Origin of the sequence: Lentibacillus amyloliquefaciens, from assembly GCF_001307805.1 — a bacterium.
Lineage (GTDB): Bacteria > Bacillota > Bacilli > Bacillales > Amphibacillaceae > Lentibacillus > Lentibacillus amyloliquefaciens.
In genome coordinates this window covers 3,058,114-3,076,539 of record NZ_CP013862.1, presented here as the reverse complement: position 1 = coordinate 3,076,539, position 18,426 = coordinate 3,058,114, and the positions used below count along the sequence as shown (strand labels likewise).

The 18,426-nt window shown below is 43.5% G+C and carries 20 protein-coding genes and 1 pseudogene; 6 read left to right on the top strand and 15 right to left on the bottom strand.

What is annotated here, in order from left to right; translation table 11 throughout:
- Positions 1 to 199: 199 nt before the first annotated feature.
- Positions 200 to 940, top strand: coding sequence for a hydrogen peroxide-dependent heme synthase (hemQ, locus tag AOX59_RS15505; protein WP_068446800.1), 741 nt, complete (start codon positions 200 to 202; stop codon positions 938 to 940).
- Positions 941 to 1,162: 222 nt separating this feature from the next.
- Here the strand turns inward: hemQ and AOX59_RS15500 are convergent, their stop codons facing one another.
- Entirely contained in the window at positions 1,163 to 1,675 is a 513-nt protein-coding gene (locus AOX59_RS15500; RefSeq protein ID WP_068448395.1) for a DUF1572 domain-containing protein, read from the bottom strand.
- Positions 1,676 to 1,737: 62 nt separating this feature from the next.
- Entirely contained in the window at positions 1,738 to 1,893 is a 156-nt protein-coding gene (locus AOX59_RS19805) for a hypothetical protein (protein ID WP_156418728.1), read from the bottom strand.
- A 244-nt stretch (positions 1,894 to 2,137) separates the two neighbouring features.
- On the opposite strand from AOX59_RS19805, the pseudogene AOX59_RS19335 reads away from it, so the two are divergent.
- The 3 genes and pseudogenes from AOX59_RS19335 to AOX59_RS15490 all read left to right on the top strand — a co-directional run bounded on the left by AOX59_RS19335 (position 2,138) and on the right by AOX59_RS15490 (position 3,366).
- Positions 2,138 to 2,494: pseudogene (locus AOX59_RS19335) on the top strand (cell wall hydrolase).
- Between the two features lie 22 nt (positions 2,495 to 2,516).
- A complete protein-coding gene (gene gerQ, locus AOX59_RS15495) occupies positions 2,517 to 2,978 on the top strand; it encodes a spore coat protein GerQ (protein WP_068446799.1) in 462 nt (153 codons plus the stop codon).
- 136 nt (positions 2,979 to 3,114) lie between these two features.
- The gene (locus AOX59_RS15490; protein WP_068446798.1) at positions 3,115 to 3,366 is read left to right on the top strand and encodes a hypothetical protein; all 252 of its coding nucleotides are present in this window, start codon (positions 3,115 to 3,117) and stop codon (positions 3,364 to 3,366) included.
- On the opposite strand, the gene AOX59_RS15485 is transcribed toward AOX59_RS15490, so the two are convergent.
- The 5 genes from AOX59_RS15485 to tnpB form a co-directional block, all read right to left on the bottom strand.
- Entirely contained in the window at positions 3,361 to 3,729 is a 369-nt protein-coding gene (locus AOX59_RS15485) for a DUF423 domain-containing protein (RefSeq protein WP_068446797.1), read from the bottom strand. The genes AOX59_RS15490 and AOX59_RS15485 overlap by 6 nt on opposite strands.
- 27 nt (positions 3,730 to 3,756) lie before the next feature.
- Positions 3,757 to 4,044 (bottom strand): DUF5327 family protein, encoded by a 288-nt coding sequence (locus AOX59_RS15480; RefSeq protein ID WP_068446796.1) that lies wholly within the window; start codon positions 4,042 to 4,044, stop codon positions 3,757 to 3,759.
- Positions 4,045 to 4,323: 279 nt separating this feature from the next.
- Positions 4,324 to 4,461, bottom strand: a complete 138-nt coding sequence (locus tag AOX59_RS20070; RefSeq protein ID WP_169792886.1) for a hypothetical protein — start codon at positions 4,459 to 4,461, stop codon at positions 4,324 to 4,326.
- A gap of 127 nt (positions 4,462 to 4,588) precedes the next feature.
- A complete protein-coding gene (locus AOX59_RS15475) occupies positions 4,589 to 4,906 on the bottom strand; it encodes a phasin family protein (RefSeq protein WP_237049288.1) in 318 nt (105 codons plus the stop codon).
- A gap of 232 nt (positions 4,907 to 5,138) precedes the next feature.
- Positions 5,139 to 6,257 (bottom strand): IS200/IS605 family element RNA-guided endonuclease TnpB, encoded by a 1,119-nt coding sequence (tnpB, locus tag AOX59_RS15470; RefSeq protein ID WP_068446794.1) that lies wholly within the window; start codon positions 6,255 to 6,257, stop codon positions 5,139 to 5,141.
- A gap of 389 nt (positions 6,258 to 6,646) precedes the next feature.
- On the opposite strand from tnpB, the gene AOX59_RS15465 reads away from it, so the two are divergent.
- On the top strand, positions 6,647 to 7,993 hold the full coding sequence (locus AOX59_RS15465; protein WP_068446793.1) for a YjiH family protein: 1,347 nt from the start codon (positions 6,647 to 6,649) through the stop codon (positions 7,991 to 7,993).
- Positions 7,994 to 8,059: 66 nt separating this feature from the next.
- Here AOX59_RS15465 and AOX59_RS15460 read toward each other — a convergent pair whose 3' ends face one another.
- The 3 genes from AOX59_RS15460 to ku form a co-directional block, all read right to left on the bottom strand.
- Positions 8,060 to 8,887, bottom strand: coding sequence for a sugar nucleotide-binding protein (locus AOX59_RS15460; RefSeq protein ID WP_068446792.1), 828 nt, complete (start codon positions 8,885 to 8,887; stop codon positions 8,060 to 8,062).
- A 17-nt stretch (positions 8,888 to 8,904) separates the two neighbouring features.
- The gene (locus tag AOX59_RS15455; RefSeq protein WP_068446791.1) at positions 8,905 to 9,927 is read right to left on the bottom strand and encodes an acyltransferase family protein; all 1,023 of its coding nucleotides are present in this window, start codon (positions 9,925 to 9,927) and stop codon (positions 8,905 to 8,907) included.
- Between the two features lie 125 nt (positions 9,928 to 10,052).
- Positions 10,053 to 10,892 carry a non-homologous end joining protein Ku gene (ku, locus tag AOX59_RS15450; RefSeq protein WP_068446790.1) on the bottom strand — a complete coding sequence of 280 codons (840 nt, stop codon included), beginning with the start codon at positions 10,890 to 10,892 and terminating at the stop codon, positions 10,053 to 10,055.
- Between the two features lie 97 nt (positions 10,893 to 10,989).
- Between ku and AOX59_RS15445 the strand changes: the two genes are divergently transcribed.
- Positions 10,990 to 12,789: a DNA ligase D gene (locus AOX59_RS15445; RefSeq protein ID WP_237049287.1), complete on the top strand. Its 1,800-nt coding sequence runs from the start codon at positions 10,990 to 10,992 to the stop codon at positions 12,787 to 12,789.
- A 185-nt stretch (positions 12,790 to 12,974) separates the two neighbouring features.
- Here the strand turns inward: AOX59_RS15445 and AOX59_RS15440 are convergent, their stop codons facing one another.
- The 5 genes from AOX59_RS15440 to AOX59_RS15420 all read right to left on the bottom strand — a co-directional run bounded on the left by AOX59_RS15440 (position 12,975) and on the right by AOX59_RS15420 (position 18,426).
- The gene (locus AOX59_RS15440; protein WP_068446788.1) at positions 12,975 to 14,369 is read right to left on the bottom strand and encodes an L-cystine transporter; all 1,395 of its coding nucleotides are present in this window, start codon (positions 14,367 to 14,369) and stop codon (positions 12,975 to 12,977) included.
- A 252-nt stretch (positions 14,370 to 14,621) separates the two neighbouring features.
- A complete protein-coding gene (locus AOX59_RS15435; RefSeq protein WP_068446787.1) occupies positions 14,622 to 15,062 on the bottom strand; it encodes an OsmC family protein in 441 nt (146 codons plus the stop codon).
- A 159-nt stretch (positions 15,063 to 15,221) separates the two neighbouring features.
- A complete protein-coding gene (locus AOX59_RS15430) occupies positions 15,222 to 15,581 on the bottom strand; it encodes a DUF488 domain-containing protein (protein WP_068446786.1) in 360 nt (119 codons plus the stop codon).
- A gap of 32 nt (positions 15,582 to 15,613) precedes the next feature.
- Positions 15,614 to 16,396, bottom strand: a complete 783-nt coding sequence (locus AOX59_RS15425; RefSeq protein ID WP_068446785.1) for a TerC family protein — start codon at positions 16,394 to 16,396, stop codon at positions 15,614 to 15,616.
- A 308-nt stretch (positions 16,397 to 16,704) separates the two neighbouring features.
- Positions 16,705 to 18,426, bottom strand: coding sequence for a phospho-sugar mutase (locus AOX59_RS15420; RefSeq protein WP_068446784.1), 1,722 nt, complete (start codon positions 18,424 to 18,426; stop codon positions 16,705 to 16,707).

Below are 18,426 nucleotides of genomic sequence, written 5' to 3'. Positions count from 1 at the left end.
TGAAAACAATTGTCATGCCTCATTTTTGACAGAAACATGACATGCCGTCTATTTCATGCTTATCCTGCCCTGAATATGATATAGTTAAAATAAGTGGTGAAACTAAACTGATGAACCGATGCTGCACAAGACAGTGCTGGACCAAAACCAGCCTGAATCAGCATTATAATATTAACAGTCAATAAAGGAGAGATGTTTTATGGCAGCTGAAGCAGTTAAAACACTGGATGGCTGGTATTGCTTGCATGACATGCGCACGATCGATTGGACTTCCTGGAAAAAAATTTCAAATGAGGAACGTATCGAGGCAATCGATGGACTTAAAGAGCTGCTGACTAAATGGGAAGCCGTTGAAGAGGCTGAAAATGGCAGTCACGCTCTCTACAAAATTGTCGGTCAGAAAGCAGATGTGATGTTTATGTTTTTGCGTCCGACCATGGATGAGCTGTCTGATATCGAAACCGAATTCAATAAATCAAAATTTGCCGAGTTTTTGATTCCTGCCCATTCATACGTCTCTGTTGTGGAACTTTCCCAATACAGCGGCAACAGTTCCGCAGATGATCCAAAAACACGGGAGCGGCTCTATCCAATCCTGCCGAAATGGGAACACGTCTCATTCTACCCGATGGACAAGCGCCGTGAAGGTGACGAGAACTGGTATTCACTTAATTTCAAAGAGCGGGCACGGCTGCTCTATGAACATTCGAAAACCGGACGCCAATACGCCGGCGAAGTGAAACAAATTATTACCGGATCGTTCGGCTTCGATGACTGGGAATGGGGCGTCACGCTGTTTGCCCACGACGTTCTCCAGTTGAAAAAAATCGTTTATGAAATGCGCTTTGATGAAGTAAGTGCGCTTTACGGCGAATTTGGCGAGTTTTTCGTCGGCAATCATTTGCCCAAAGAGAAAATAGATACTTATTTACACGTTTAACTAAAATCCCAATGAAGAATCGGCAAAAAACTAACAGGTTCAGTTCCGGGAGAGAAAATGCTAATATCCATGTTAAAAGCATCAATTAATAGCAAACAAAAACGCTCAGAATAGTTCTGAGCGTTTTTTTATCTTGTTCTACAATAGCGTCTGTTTTCGGCAATCGTTTGGTGAGTTCTTGGTAGGGTTTAACCAGTTTTAGGACTGATGTCTTTTCACGATTTATTGTAAATATTCTTCTGATTTACCTTTAGGGATACTGAGAGTTTCCCAATTCTCATCTTTTATTTGTTTACCAATATAAACTATTTGCCCTACATGATAGGCATAGTGAGCCATTTGCCTTTCGATTGCTTCCAGTACCGTATGACCTTCCCCACGGATATATACTGTTTTTATCATATCCTGATCCTCTAATCCATTTAATGTTTCAAAGAGAGTGTTCCAACCCTTTTCCCATACTGCTATCAATTCCTGTTTTGACGGTATATCATTCTCAAATTCTTGGTCACGATTCCTATAAGATTTTTCCCCGTCCGAGTTTAAAAAGTTAGACCACCTAGACACCATATTCCCACTTAAATGTTTGGCTATAACAGCAACACTATTTGATGCCCCATTTAAATGCCAGTGAATGTCGTCTTCTGACAATTGATTTATTGTCTTATCCCCCAGGTCTTTGACACTTTTAAATCTTTCCTGAACAACTTTCAAATACTCATTCCCGAGATTCATATGATCACCCACTTGTTTGTGTAGTGCATTTGACACGATGCGCACCCCTTTGTTGAACGAAATCAATTTTTCTCTAATCTTTTTCTTTCCAACTCTAATCTTTCTTGTTCCAATTTCATCTCTTGCTCTTTTACTTTAAAATATTTGTTGGTGGAATAGATACCCATAATTAAGCTGACTAATACCACAACTGCTATCATCCAAATAAGTATTTCCAAATTATTTCATCTCCCCAATCTATAATTCTCCACAACCTTGCCCGTTTGAACAAGAAAGAACGCAATACTATTCAATAAAAACTGATAATCCCCCGCAAAAATTTTTTCTCCGCAACTGTCATCAATTTAACCCTTCAGTCATACATATATTTAGGAGGCCAAAACATGAAGAGCAAACGGATAGCCTTATGTTATGGCAGTAATCTAATATGCCGAAGAAGGCGTTAAATTACTGGCCCGATTGATGCGTGCAGAAGCTAAAATGCGATGGGAAACTGGGCATGCTGATGGTCGGCAACACCGGCGTTAACCGGGTCAGAGCCGATTGCTTGGATTCCACGGATATCAACTCACTCAGAAGAATAGTGTTTCAAAGCCCCGGAGATTCGAAGCAACACAGAAAGGCTATTTTTACCAGCGAGCAAGACAACAAGATATGGGGCTTGCGCGGCAAGTGATTAATGACAAGCGCTATCACACTAAGACGAATTCTTTATGATTTTTGCGTCCGGCGCAATGGTTCGGCCAGTGAAACACCATCAACTTTAAAGCCCATAGCTATTTTGCGCCTACTTCTTCTGAGTGTCCAAGAGTATATTAATTCATTACAGGAGGTTTCTTTTATGAGTGAAGAAAATAATGCAAACTACAACAACCCTTATCAGGCGAATCCCTACTATTATTACCCGCAGTCTTCCCCAGCCTATTATCCCGTTTACGACCCGAGACAAATGCCGCAAAATCAGCAGCAACAAACTCCGCAAACGCAACAGCAACAGACACCGATAAACCAGGGTATGCTGCCAATGGAACAATCGTATATTGAAAACATTTTGCGGTTAAATGAAGGCAAGGAAGCAACTGTTTACATGACATTTGAAAATAATGAGGAATGGAATGCACAAATTTTCCGGGGTATTGTTGAAGCAGCCGGTAGAGATCACATCATTCTGCGTGATCCGCGAACAGGCAGAAGATACCTGCTCCTAATGATCTATCTCGATTATGTCACATTTGACGAAGAATTGAATTATGAATACCCGTATAATTCCGGCGGGCAAATGTCTCAATACTCACCGCGATAAGAAAGGTACCTGTCAAGCTGCCGGGGGCTTTTAAGGGCCAGGCAGAACCTATTGCCGGATCCGCATCTTTTGAATGAAGCGCTCGTGTGTTACCCGAGCGCTTGCATTGTTTTTCATCTGCAAAGGGGCAATGGTTATGCGAAATCAATATGAAAAATACATACGCATGGAGCTTTTGCTGCTCGCACTGGGTGTCATTGTCGGCCTGACAGCCATCGTACAGGGTTCTGCCGTCATGATGTTATTATGTGTGCTGCTGGTCGCCATCAGCATATGTTTTGATGGCCTTTTGCAATTTAATACAAATAAGGCAGCCGAGGGCATCAAACAGTTTCTTAAAGCCGGAATGTTGATGCTATTGGCTGCCATCCTGCTATTCTTTTTATAAATACTTTACGACTGCGTATCCCAAAAGCACCCAGCCGATTAAAAAGGCAACACCGCCAAAGGGTGTGATCATGGCAAACGTTTTGATACCGGTCGTTGAATAGATATACAAGCTTCCGGAAAACAGGAGAATTCCGATAAAGAACATCCAGCCTGCCCACATCATACCGCCGCTTTGAATTTTTGTCATTAGCAGGCCTGTTACCAGAAGTGCCATTGTGTGGAACATTTGATAGTTGACAGCTTTTTCCCATGTGCCCAAAGCTTTTTCCGACAGTTTGGCTTCCAGACCGTGAGCACCGAACGCACCGAGTGCAACTGCCAGGAATCCGTTAATCGCTCCAAGAATCAGGAATAACTTCATAGATGTGTCTTTCCTTTCGTTCCATTTTTAAAAGTCGAATAGTGAATCGCCATTTGCGCCATCGTGATCGGTCGTGTGTGCTGTATTTGATGCTTTCGCTACAGTTTTTTCGCCCATCATGGCCTTCATTTCCTCAGACGTGATATCGCGGGCAGATTCTTTTCCAAAGGACGACTCCTCTTCCATCAATAACTCACAAAGAAGCTGTATATTGGCAATATGCTGTTTCATTGCAGCCTGATCAGCAGATGATTCCTGTGCTTCAGCTAATTCCCGTTTCATCTTTTGCAGGACTTTATCCGTTGAAACTGCCATTATGCGCCACTCCTTCTCTCCAGCATCGAAAATAATCCATCATTCGTAAATGTTCAAAAAGGAGGATAACAAGGATCAAGAAGTTCGAGGAGGCGCAGTTTCGAGCAGCGGAATGTATGCCTATAGATACATGAGCCGCGGAGAAACAAGCCAACGAAGAAATTCGCTGTGTCATTGTTACCGGACTTGTTGAACAACCTCTATTCAGTATAACACGATGTAATAACTGACACTAGAAAAGCCTTGGTAAGGTCCAAGACTTTAATAATAGCATCGTCATCAGTGTGTTGTATTCATCTTTTTCTGCTCTTGTGCATATCGTTCGTAAACCCATTGCAAAAAGGCAAGTTCGTTCTCATGAAGACCCCTGCCGAGTTTTCTTTCTGTATTCTCTCTCATTTCTGTAAAACTCCACATAATGGTGTATCCCCCTTGCAATTAACGTAAACGATATATCATTTAATTATAAAGCTGTGGGCTGGGAATAGCAACATTTATTTTTCAATTCGCAAAATTTACAGATTATCGACAACCATAGACATACTTATTGTTCCTGATGCTCCCGTTCTGCCAATTGGGATTCAAGTTCAGAAATACGGGCACGTAATTCGTTAATATCTTCTTTTGTAGCCAGGCCAAGATCTTTTGCCATCTGCTTGGTTTGTTCAAACTGCTTTGTGTTCCATTCATCCGTTTTCATTTCGCCTTTGTCCACGAAATTACGCATGACGGTTCTGGCCTGTTCCTGTGTCAGTTCATTTTTTTCAACCATTTGCTGCAATTTATGATCCAATTTCTCTTTTCCCGTAACAGCTGCGCCAAGTCCCAATAGAAATCCTTTTTTCAAGAAATCACTCATCATGAACACTCCTCTTCTTTTTATTAATGAAGAAGCAAACGAATGCTTTTGGATACTCATTCGTTCAAGTCTCTTCCCGATTTTCCAGCCAGTTTAACATACTCATCCTTTGCTTCCTTTATTATATCACAGTCATCTTTTCTGAACGACCCTTTGAACTACCTACCACTTAACAACCTGCGGATTGTTTGAAGTGGGGGATTCCTAAGAACACCGGCCTCATGGCCAGTTTTGATTAGGCTAGCCCCGCTGTCCCGGCGGTTAGTCTTATCGCTTCTCGTCTTATATTCCTGGCCGCGTTCACATCCCTGTCATGATGGATGCCGCACTCAGGACATGTCCATTCACGAATACTGAGGTCCTTAACATCTTTATTCTTATATTCGCAGTTAGAACATAGCTGGGAAGAAGGAAAGGTTTTCGATACAGTCACCACTTGTCTGCCGTACCATTCAGCTTTATAGGTCAGCATATCCTTGAAGGTTGACCACGAAACATCACTGATTGCTTTTGCTAAACGATGATTTTTTAACATGTTCACAACCTGCAAATCTTCCAATCCAATGACATCGTGGTTTTTGATGATATTGGACGATAGTTTATGCAGGAAATCCATGCGTGCATTGGTCAGCTTTTCATAGATTCGTGCAACCTTGATGCGTGCTTTATGCCAATTGGCACCCCCTTCCGCTCGTCTGCTCATGATTCGTTGTGCTTTGATTAATTTCTGTTCCAGTTTATGAAAAAATCGTTGGTTGCCGAATACCTCACCTGTGCTAAGAATGGCAAAGTCTTTTAAGCCTAGATCAATACCGACAGTGGCCTCTGTTTTAGGCAGTTCGTGGACTTCCGTTTCGGCCAGGATGGACACGAAATATTTACCGCTTGGATTCCGTCTAATCGTGGCATTTAGTATTCGTCCAGTGACTTCCCGGCTTTTGGCAAATTTAACAGCTCCGAGTTTAGGCAGTATGAGCTTGTTTCCGGTTATTCGAATATTATCATTCGTGTATTTGGTTGTATACGACTGTATTTGATTATTCTTGGATTTAAAACGCGGGTAGTTCGATTGTTCTTGAAAAAATTGGTCAAAGGCATTTGTGAGGCTTTTCAAAGATGATTGGAGAGCGATACTATCAACTTCCTTTAGCCAGGGAAAATCCGCCTTTAATGCCGGCAATCGGGCAGAGCAATTACCATAAGACAATCCTTTCCCGGTTTCCTGATAGGTATCATCCCAGGTTGAAAGAAAATGATTGAACACAAAACGGGAACAGCCAATTGTTTTATGAATCAGGATGGCTTGTTCTTGTGTCGGGTATAGCCGAAACTTATAGGCTTTATGCACAAGCATTTTCCTTCCCCCTTCACTTAACCTTATTATATACGATTTTTAGAATAATTGCAAACATTTGTTCCTATTTGTGGCATGTTATTTAAAAAGGAAACATTTTAATGGTATCTGTTATCACTATCATTCAAGGACGGTCGACCAATTGAGATGGCAACAGCCATCCCTTGTCCGAAGGCGATTCATCCCCCACTTATTTTGGGCTGTCGCCTTTCTAAAAATTGAAGTGGGGGTCTTCTCACCTGTGAATGATTAAACTGTTGCACGATTATCCTTAAACATGATAGTTTATATTTATACGTTATATGTTATATTCATGAATTATATGTCTTATGACTGGATTAGCCAGTTAAGGTATGATGTAAAACAAAAACTATATGTGAGGTTAAATTATGAAAAGATCGTATACACTTAGTGACCATTTAAAATTTATTATCCCATCACTTCTCGGGGTTTTCCTGTTTATGACGCCAGTGGGCTCCGGTGATGGTTTGACGATACCGATTGCCATTTTAGCCGGATGGGTGCAGGAAGCGCTGGCTGATCAGCTGTCGGCCATCATGATGATCATCATTGTACTGACCTCTGTGTTGACGGTTATTGCCAAAATAACAGGACCGGATGCTTTCCGGAAAACACCTTTCTTTCAAGGATTGTTTTACACAAGTACATTTTGGACAATTACCCGGGTCGTTGCTGCTGTTTTTGCGGTGATGGTCTTTTTCCGGCTGGGACCTGAAGCGGTTCATAGTGACGTCACCGGTCAGATGTTACTTGGAGATCTGCTGCATGTTTTATTTGCCGTATTTCTGTTTGCCGGCCTCTTTTTGCCGTTATTAATGAATTACGGGCTGCTCGATTTTTTCGGCACCTTAATGACAAAAGTCATGCGGCCATTGTTCAAACTTCCGGGCCGTTCATCGATTGATTCATTGGCGTCATGGATAGGTGACGGTACGATAGGCGTTCTGATGACTAGTAAACAGTACGAGGAAGGTTACTATACCAAGCGTGAGGCTGCCGTTATAGGGACGACGTTTTCTGTCGTTTCCATAACATTTACACTTGTCATCTTCGGCGAAATGAATCTTGGGAATATGTTCATACCATTTTATCTGACTGTCATTGCTGCAGGCTTCATAGCTGCTTTGATTATGCCGCGAATTCCGCCGCTCTCAAAAAAAGCAGACACTTATGTTACGGATTCGGCTGATGGGATTGACGAGGAAATCCCTGCAGGCTATAACAGTTTTACACTTGGTTATGAAAAAGCATTGGACCGTGCCGGTAAACAAAACAGTGTGTATAAGTTCTTTAAAGAAGGCGGCCAAAATATTCTCGATATGTGGATGGGTGTTGCGCCCATTGTGATGGCATTTGGCCTGATCGCTTTAATCATAGCAGAATTCACGCCGATATTTAGTTGGCTTGGACTTCCATTTATTCCGCTTCTGGAATTGATGCAAGTGCCATATGCCGGGGAAGCCTCTGAAACCATGCTGATCGGGTTTGCCGATATGTTCCTGCCGGCTATTATCGGGGCCTCAATAGAAGCAGAAATCACCCGGTTTATAATCGGCGCCTTATCAGTAACCCAGCTGATCTACATGTCCGAAGTCGGTGGGTTGCTGCTCGGCTCCAAAGTTCCGGTTTCACTGAAGGATTTGTTTATTATCTTCCTGCTCCGGACCCTTATCACACTGCCGATCATTACATTGATTGCGCATATGATATTTTAAAAACTAAAAACCGCCCCAGCTTTTTCATTAATGCTGGGGCGGTTTTTTATCTATTTATTTCAAACCTCAACGAAAGGTTTGCTTGATGGCGTTGGTGATTTTGTCTGTCATCAGTGATGTGTTTTTCGGAATTGCTTTATCCACTTCTTCATACTCAGATGCTTGTTCCACTGAATCGCCATGATAACCAAGCGCCTCAGCCATTTGTACCATGAACGCATAATAACTTTGGCTTTTATCCGGGCCGGCATGATAGGTGCCGGTGAGATCATTTTTGACAAACTCTATCACTGCCTGTGCCAAATCAGTGACATGCACGAATGTCCGAACAAGATCATCACGGTAAGCCACTGTGTTTTTTAGTCGCAATGGGACAAGCAACTTTTCTGTCCGCTCGTCCAATTGACCGATTTCATTTTCACCATAAATCGGACCGGCTCTGAGAATCGTGTAATTTAACAGTTCTCTGTTGATAAAATGCTCAGCCTTAACTTTGGCATTGGCGTACGTGCTTAACGGATGATCATCAGGCATTCTTGAGGTTGGATCATCTTCCGCGTAAGGTCCTTTTCCTTCTGTAAATACAAAATCGGTTGATACGTAAACCAATTTTGTCTGTGGCGTCAGATGAGTGATTATATGCTGAAGGCCTTCCTGAATCAGCTCATCTTCATCAGGACCGCTCATGACTGACCAAACAACAACATCAGGCTCTTGTTGCTTGTAAAACTCCGAAAACGATTCGGGCTCATTGATATCCAATTTATTTAAATCATCGAACATTGCCGGGTCTTCGAGATACGTGCCCGTCACATCAATAGCCGAATCTTCCTTCAATAGCTTATAAATCGATGATCCAACATAGCCGCTTGCTCCAAATACACATACCTTCATGGGTTTCACCCTCCCTTTTAGGCGCTGAGATCTCTTTCATACTTCTTCCGGCTGTGCGAACTGAATCGTGCTTTCAAAATGGACATCTTTCCTTCAATAAATGGCTGCCAGACACCACGGACAGGTCTCGATGACAGCACAAGAACAATTAAGGCTGACATAACAGCAAGACCAAGTACATCTATAACACTATTAACTGTAAACATGTCTGTTTCTCGGAAAAATTGCACAAAGAAGCCATGAAGTAAATAAACATAGAGTGTTTGTGTCCCCCGAGCCGTCAATTTGCTGCGTTTAGACGGAAGCCAGGCCAAGATGCTCGCTGCCATAAGTGCAGACGTCACGTAAACTGACAGCCGGGCGATAATCCCGTAATCAGGCAGTCCCAGCGTGCTGTATGATTTTGACGCGAGCAGCCAGCCTGTGTTGAATTCAGGCGCAAAGTAGATACCTGCTGCAACTACCAGCATTACGACCACAGCCGCAGCCTTGAGTTGGATCTGCTTCAGAAACATGACTTGATTTTGCGTGATCCAGTAACCCATCAGGAAAAACGGGAAGAACACAAACGTGCGCGATAAGCTGAACGTATGTCCGACTTCCCCAAAATAGCCGACAATCAATCCAATCCCGACTGAAATTGAAAGGCCCATAACAGCCGGCATTTTCTTAAATAAAATAAGAAGTATATGCCAGCTGAACAAGCTAAACAGAAACCATAATGCCCAGTGCGGATAGAACATATCCAGCTGCCAGCCTTCTTTGCCGATAAGAAAATAATAACCTGTATAAATCACTTGAAAAATCAAATAAGGTATTAATAATTTTTGGGCTAATTTTTTGATATAACGTATATTCCCTGAACCTTTTGCAAAAAAACCTGCCAGAAAAATAAAGGCGGGCATATGAAATGTATAAATCCAGAGGTATAATGTGTTTAAGCCTGCAGCGTCATCTGTGAAAGGCTGAATGACGTGGCCAAATACAACGAGAAAAATCAATATCAGTTTTGCGTTATCAAAATAAGCGTTTCGTTCCATCTTCCTTCATTCCTTTACGTTCAAATTCCTTTGCCCGCTTATACCACTATACCCCATGTAAAACCATGTTTAGACAGATAAAGCGCATTTGTTATTGAAACGTAAACGAAGTGAAATGAATGATATTATTTTGCCACTTTTTTCTTTTCCTTCGATGGTGCGGTTTTTTGTTTTGTTTTTGAGCTTTTATCTTTTTGTGCACGGTTAAGCGATTCTTCCAGTGCATCCATCAGATTCGTCACGTTGTCCGGCTGTGGTGTCTCCTGAGCCGTTGTTACTTCCTCACCTTCTTTTTTCGCTTCGATCAGTTCCATTAAGGCTGTCCGGTATTCATCCTCATATTTTTCCGGTTCAAAATCAGCAGACAGCTGATCAATCAGCATTTTTGCTGTTTCCAATTCCTTTTCTTCTGCATTGTTTTCTGCCGGCACATTCGGTACATCCTTTACATCACGCACCTCATCAGGATAGTGAATTGTTTCAACGACAAGGGTATTCTCGTAAATCCGGATGACGGCCAGCTGTTCTTTGGAGCGGATCATCATTTTGGCGATACCAATTTTTCCTGTGTCTTGAAGGGCGGAACGAAGCAAGCCATATGACTTTGCGCCGCCATCATTCGGTGAAAGATAATAACTTTTTTCAAAATAAATCGGATCAATCTCGTCCAAATTGACGAAATCCATAATTTCAACCGCTTTATCTGTCTGTTCTTTCTTTAAATTTTCCAGTTCATCATCATCCAGCACGACAAATTTATTTTTGGCATATTCGTATGCTTTAACGATCTCATCATTTTCAACTTCTTTGTCGCAGTTCGGACACACTTTCTGGTATTTAACAGGGGTCCGGCACTCCTTATGCAGATTCCTTAATTTAATATCTTTGTTTTCTGTTGCAGCATGCATTTTGACCGGAATATTAACAAGTCCAAAGCTGATTGTCCCCTTCCACATGGTATGCATGAAAATCGCCTCCTTTTTCATATAGTCTGGCTTTTGCGCGTGAATTTATCCAGTTATGCAGGGCATTTTATAAATAGAGGTGTTGCAAGTGCAAGTTATGAAGCCAATTGCAAGTAATGCACTCCCTGAAGGCGACGAATGGGTTTATGAAGTTAAGTATGATGGTTTCCGCTGTGTGCTGCATTGGGGGTCTGACCCTAATTCAGTACAGATAATCAGCCGAAACGGTAAGGATTTAAGCGGTAATTTTCCGGAAATCATTAACGCGTGCCAAGAACAGAAGTCCCATGTCACAGACTATTTGCCGCTTAAACTGGACGGGGAATTGGTTGTTCTGAATAACACGCAGCAGGCAAATTTTTCATTGATTCAAAAGCGCGGCCGATTAAAAAAACACGACCTGATCGAACAGGAAGCATCCCGCCGCCCTGCAAGTTTTATGGCATTTGATTTGATTGCGATTAACGACACTGACATGATTGATCTAACATTTGACGAACGGAAAAGAACCCTTGCTGATGTCTTTGTTGGTAAGCGTTCGTTGGGAGACCGTCTTCATCACATCAGTTCTTCGGACAATGCCGAGGCGTTATGGCAGGACATTTTCGCACATAAAGGTGAGGGCATGATTGCCAAACGTAAAGACAGCCGGTATCAGCCGGGCAAAAAACATCATGATTGGTTTAAGGTGAAAAACTGGCGGACGATTAAAGCCTTCCTGACCTTTTACGAGCCGAACAATGATTATTTTACGGTTTGTGTTTTCCAGGATAATTCGGTAATTGAAATCGGTAAATGCAAGCATGGACTGGACGACGAAGCTTATAAGGTGCTAAAGGAATTATTTTTGTCAAAAGGCACAGACGAAAAGGGTGGTTTTCGCATTCCACCAGCGATTTGTGCAGAAATTCATACACTCGATCTGATGGGCGGAGAGTTGCGCGAACCTGAATTCAATCGGCTGCTTCCGCAAGCGACTGTTGATGATTGCACCTGGGAAACTTTGCAGCTGGATATTGCCATGCTGCCTGAGACTGTCGATGTATCCAATACCGATAAATTATTTTGGCCGTCACCGGGCTTCACCAAAGGGGATTTGCTTCTTTACATGCGGGAGATCGCACCATACATGCTGCCCTTTCTGAAAAATCGATTGCTGACGATTATTCGCAGTCCGGATGGTGTCCACGGCGAATCCTTTTTCCAGAAACATCTGCCGGATTACGCGCCGGATTTCATCAAAGGTGTTGAACATGATGGCGAGAATTGCTTTGTCTGTCATGATCTTGATTCACTCATTTGGTTTGCCAATCACGGGGCGTTGGAATACCATATCCCGTTTCAGACGTTTGAGGACGAAAACCCGCTTGAGATTGTCTTTGATCTCGATCCTCCCGGGAGAGAGCAATTTTCGCTTGCCGTAAAAGCCGCTTTGTTGCTGAAACAAATATTGGACGATCTCCGGCTCAAGTCATTTGTCAAAACCTCGGGCGGGAAAGGTCTGCAGGTACATATTCCGCTTCCTGCAAACAGCATGAGCTATGAGGAGACTGGGATATTGACACAAGCGGTCGCCTGGACACTTGAAAAGAGCCATCCGGATTTGTTTACGACAGAGCGGTTTAAAAAGAAGCGCGGTGACCGGCTGTATATTGATTATTTGCAGCACGGAGAAGGCAAAACAATTGTCTCGCCATACTCCCCGAGGAAACGGGATGACGCCACGGTTGCCGCTCCACTGTTCTGGGATGAGGTTAATAGTGATCTGTCGCCCGATATGTTCAGGATTGATAATGTGGTGGAGCGTGTTAAAGCAGTCGGCTGTCCGTTTAAAGACTATTTTGTTGCAGGTGAAAATCAAGTGCTTGATGATGTGCTGGCGATGATTGGAAGTTGAAGATTTTCGGCGACGTCCGAAAATTGGCTGATTGAGGAGGGAGTGTCTCTCAAGCAGAAGAAGTTCTCGCTCGTTTTGGCGGGCCTCCCGCTCATGTTGGTGTTTTGCACCATCGCTATGCTCGGTGCAAAACACCACACCAAAACAGCCGCCCCGATTCGGAGCGGCTGTCAACTTTCAATCAATTATACAGCTGTTTCTTGTTCAACGGCTGTTTTATCATTATACTTCTTCAGGTTCAGCTTTTTCATGACGCGTGATGTCAGGGTGCCTGTAAGCATTGCATCGTTCACGTTCAGCGCGGTACGGCCCATGTCAATCAGTGCTTCAATCGAAATCAATAGACCAGCCAAAGCAACCGGCAGCCCCATTGATGAAAGCACGATCAATGCTGCAAACGTTGCGCCGCCGCCGACTCCTGCTACACCAAACGAGCTGATGCCGATAATCAGCACAAGCTGAATAATAAACTCCGGTGTGAGCGGATTGATTCCGACTGACGGGGCGATCATGACCGCAAGCATCGCAGGATAAATACCTGCGCAGCCATTTTGCCCGATGGTTGCACCGAATGAAGCTGACATGTTGGCGATTCCCTGATCAACACCAAGCGAATTACGCTGTGCCTGAATATTCAACGGAATTGTTCCGGCACTTGAACGTGACGTGAATGCAAAGCTTAATACCGGCAAGACTTTTTTCAAATAAGTCATCGGATTTAAGCCAAACACACCAACCAGCACAAGGTGAATAATGAACATGGCAATCAGAGCTGCATAAGATGCAATGACGAATTTGCCGAGTTCCATAATGCCGGCAACATCTGTCGTTGCCACTGTTGTTGCCATCAGTGCCAAAATTCCGAATGGCGTTAAGCGCAGAATCAGTGTTACAATGCGCATCACGACGGCGAATATAGCGTTGACACCTTTTGTGAACAGTGCTGCTTCATCCGGTTTTTTCCGGCGCAGCCCCAACACAGCAATACCGACAATCATTGAAAAGATAACAATCGCAATCACCGATGTCGGGCGGTCCTGTGTCATATCCTGAAATATATTTGATGGGATAAAGCTCAAGATCTGCTCAGGTATTGTCATGCCTTCTACATCACCGAGCCGCTCTTCCATTACTGTGCCACGTTCCTGCTCCGCATGCCCCGCTTCGATTTGACTCGCATCCAAATTAAATACGACTGCACTGCCAATACCGACAAGAGCTGCGACCATAGCGGTCGATACAAGAAATCCAATAATCCAGCCGGACATCTTACCGAGATCAGACGATTTTTCCAGATTAATAATTGACTGAATGATGGACACCATCACAAGTGGTATAACGATCATCATCAATAATTGGATATACCCGCTCCCCACTATGTCATACCATGCGGTCGTCTGAGTCATCACCTCTGAACCAGTTCCGTAAATTGCCTGTAAAGCAGCACCAAGCACGATACCAAGGCCAAGCCCGGTAAAGACCCGTTTACTGAATGAATAATGCTTAAGCTGCATGCGGATTAAAAGTCCGACCAATGCAACAAGAACGGCAACATTCAACACTACAAAGAATGTATCCATACTCGTTTCTCCCCCTCCTGTAATTGCTTAGTTTATGCGGAAGTCCATGAAACTGCCACAAGGTACTAAGCTATATACGGAAATATAATAAATATTATTCCGATAAAATTAATGTACTTTAATAATATACATGGACAAATAGAAATGTGTCAACTGTGTTGTTTTATTTACGTTTTATTTTTTTCCAACTGACCTGTGTTCTTTACACCCCATCAGTAATTTAAAATAAAAAACCTGAGGATAACCCCAGGTTCACTTAATATCCGGCTGCAATTCCAATGCCACATTGCCCTTAATGGCGCGGGAGATCATACAGCCTGATTCAGCTTTTTCCACTAATTTGTGAAGCATTTTATAGTCTTTTTCGCCGGCATTGTCGCGCAGTGCCACATACGGTTTATGAATGATTTTTTCATATGTGAAGACACCGTTTGTAACATCAACAACCCCTTCTGAGTTCAGTGACATTTCCTTGAGCGGAAGTTCCCGCCGTTCAATCATGGCGGCGAGTGTTATCAGATAACATGTTGCAGCCGCACCCAATAACATTTCATCCGGATTTGTTCCTATCCCGGGACCGTCCATTTCAGTCGGGATGGAAATTTTCGTCTTCAGATTTCCGGCGTCGATCGAACCACTGCTGTTCCTGCCGCCCGGCCACTCTGCCTGTAAATGAAAATGATGCTGTGCCACTCAATCACCTCGGTTTATTTAAAAAAAGTATATCAATACTAAGGATAACACCAATCATTACCAGCATCTATGAAGCCTTTTGATGAAGTTCACATTTAAAGACTCCGCTGATAACTAAACCCCCGCTTGCACTACAGTGCAGCGGGGATTTCTTTTCCGTTATTGCCTGTCCACTATTTCTTTCAGCACCCTGGCCTGATTATGTTCTTCATCTTTGGCAGCAAACAGCAGTGTTATATTTTTATCATGTGCTTTCGTCATATCTTTTAACTCCTGCAGTTCTTCCTGTTTCTCGCCTTCATCAAGCTCTTCTTTATATTTTTTCTTGAATTCATCAAATTTTTCCGGATCATGACCAAACCATTTGCGAAGTTCATTGGAAGGTCCAATTTCTTTCAGCCAATGATCCAGCTGGGCACCCTCTTTGGACATGCCTCTTGGCCATACACGATCCACCAATATACGAAGGCCATCATCCTTTTCTGCCTGATCATAAATTCGTTTTACATTAACAGGCATCTGTTCAGCACTCTCCTTTATTGATTAACGTTTTATGAACTCTCATGCTGTGGTGTTTTTTCTTCAACTTTGCCGGATGAAAACCAGCCAATCACAGCAACTGCTACCAATACCGCATAAAATATAACTTTCCAAATTGTCGAATGCGGGAAGGCGTGCGGCACAAGGCCAATATCTTCATGCGCCAGGACAATCACCGCCAGTTTGACACCTACCCAGCCTACAATGGTAAATGCAGCAACTTCCAAACCTGGCCGCTTGTTCAACAATTCCACAAAAATGTTGGCGGCAAACCGCATAATAATCAGTCCGATCATACCCCCGGCAAACACAACTGCAAATTGACCACCATCAAGGCTGCCCACTGCTGGCAAGGCCGTCTCAGGCAATGCTACTGCCAGTGCAACTGCAGCCAAAATGGAGTCCACAGCAAACGCCAAATCGGCAAACTCAACTTTGACAACCGTCATCCAGAAACCACTCCCGGCTTTTTCCTTTTGGTTTTCAGCATCCCCGGTGTCTGCTTTAGCCGAAAACCTGTCATATAAGTTTTTAGCTGAAATACCTAATAAATACAGAGCGCCAAGGGCTTGTACCTGCCAAACGTCAACGAGAAACGAGATGATGAACAACGACCCAAACCGCAGTATGAATGCACCTGCCAAGCCATAAAAAAGTGCCTTTCTTCGCTTTTCAGGGGGAAGATGTTTGACCATGATGGCCAGGACCAGTGCATTATCCGCAGCCAATAGACCTTCCAGACCAATCAGTATAACCAATACCCACAAATATTCGACCAGTAATTGTGCTTCCACAATAATCTCTCCTCAAATCAAAAATGGTCTCCGCCAACAGGCAAAGACCATAAAAAGACCCTTACCTGGTGCGGTAAAGGTCTCGCAAACAACGTATGTTGCCAATTCAGCCGGGGATTGTTCATCCCGTAATGACGACTTGAATTGTGCAGCTACTCCCCTTCAATCATTTTGAACGTTTATTATTTATCTTTATTAAACCGCTTTTGACGTCAAATGTCAACATTTATTCACCGTCCCTTGCCTAAATAAAGTGAATCTAGCAATCAGTGGGGGTTTTCTACCCCCACTGATTGTTAGATGAAATTTCACTTTATAACATCTTCCATATGAGCTTTCAAATCCTTCAGCCGTTTTTGACCAGCCTCTTCGCTTTCTTCACACACACCAAAATAGCATTTGATTTTCGGCTCTGTACCCGACGGACGCAAGCAGACCCAAGATTCGTTATCCAAAATGTATTTCACCACATTTTCTTGTGGCAGTTCAATCGGTTCGCTCTGATTATGACTGAGTGCTTTTCGTTCACTGGCCAAGTAATCCTCGACGTACTGCACCTGCAGTCCGCCGATTTCTGTTAATGGCTCTTTTCGGATGTTTTCCATGATCGAAGCAATTTTTTCCGAACCTTCTTTTCCTTTCAGCGTCAGCGACATCATATCTTCCTGGAAAAATCCGTGCCGTTCAAACAGCAGATGAAGCGCATCGAAAAGTGTCTTCCCTTGTGCTTTCCAATAATATGCCATTTCACTTGCTAACACTGCTGCCTGCACAGCATCTTTATCACGTGCAAAGTCGCTTATAAGATAGCCGTAGCTTTCCTCATAGCCAAAAATGAAGGTTTCGCCTGTTGCGTCAAATTGCCGGATCTTTTCACCGATATACTTGAACCCTGTCAATGTATCGATGGTTTTCACATCGTAATAATCGGCAATTTTCCGTCCTAATTCAGATGTTACGATTGTTTTGAGCATCCGGGCATCCTTCAGGGTCGTCCGGTCACTGCGAGAAAGGATATAATCAAGCATCAGCGCCCCGAGCTGGTTGCCTGTGAGCACTGTATATTTTCCTGTCGGCTGTTTAACGGCAACTCCCAGCCTGTCCGCATCAGGGTCCGTTCCGATTAATATATCCGCCTCTGTCTGTTCTCCCAGCTTGATAGCCATGCTGAAGGCCTGATGTTCTTCAGGGTTCGGTGATTCGACAGTCGAAAACTCCGGATCTGCCACAGCCTGCTCCTCAACCACATCGACCTGGTTAAACCCTAGCTGTTTCAAACCGCGGAGCACGAGATCATGTGCCGTTCCATGCAGCGGGGTGAATACAATTTGCAAGTTTTTATCTTTGCTTTGCTCCTCATCACCCAGCCGCGACATTTCCCGGAGCTGTTTCATATATGCATCATCAATTTCCTGGCCGATCCACGTCAGAAATCCTTGGCTCTCAAGCTGCTCTTTTTCAAGATAGGGTACCGTCAGTTCATCTTCTGTCTCCTGAATATAGCCGATAATGTCACTTGCTTCATCCGGCGTGATCTGCCCGCCGTCTTCATTATAAACTTTAAACCCATTGTACTCCGGCGGGTTATGGCTTGCTGTTATCATAACTCCTGCGACCGCTTCGAGATGCCTGAGGGCAAACGAAACCAATGGCGTCGGATGCAATTTGTTAAAAACATATGTCCTGATGCCATGGGCACCAAGCACTTTTGCTGTTTCAAGTGCAAATTCCTGTGACATATACCGGGAATCATAGGACACAGCAACGCCGCGTTCACTTACATTGGCATGATTCGCTTTTAAGTAATTGGCAAGACCGTCCACCGCTTTTCTTACGGTATATCGATTCATTCGATTGATCCCGGGCCCGAGCACACCGCGAAGCCCCCCGGTCCCAAACGTCAATTCAGTGTAAAAGGCGTCCTCCAGCAGCGTTTCATTTTCTTTCATCGAATCCAATTCCTGTTTCAAAGCCGGATCAAGATTTTTATATGTACGCCATTTTTCATAAACTTCTTCCCATTGGCTCAT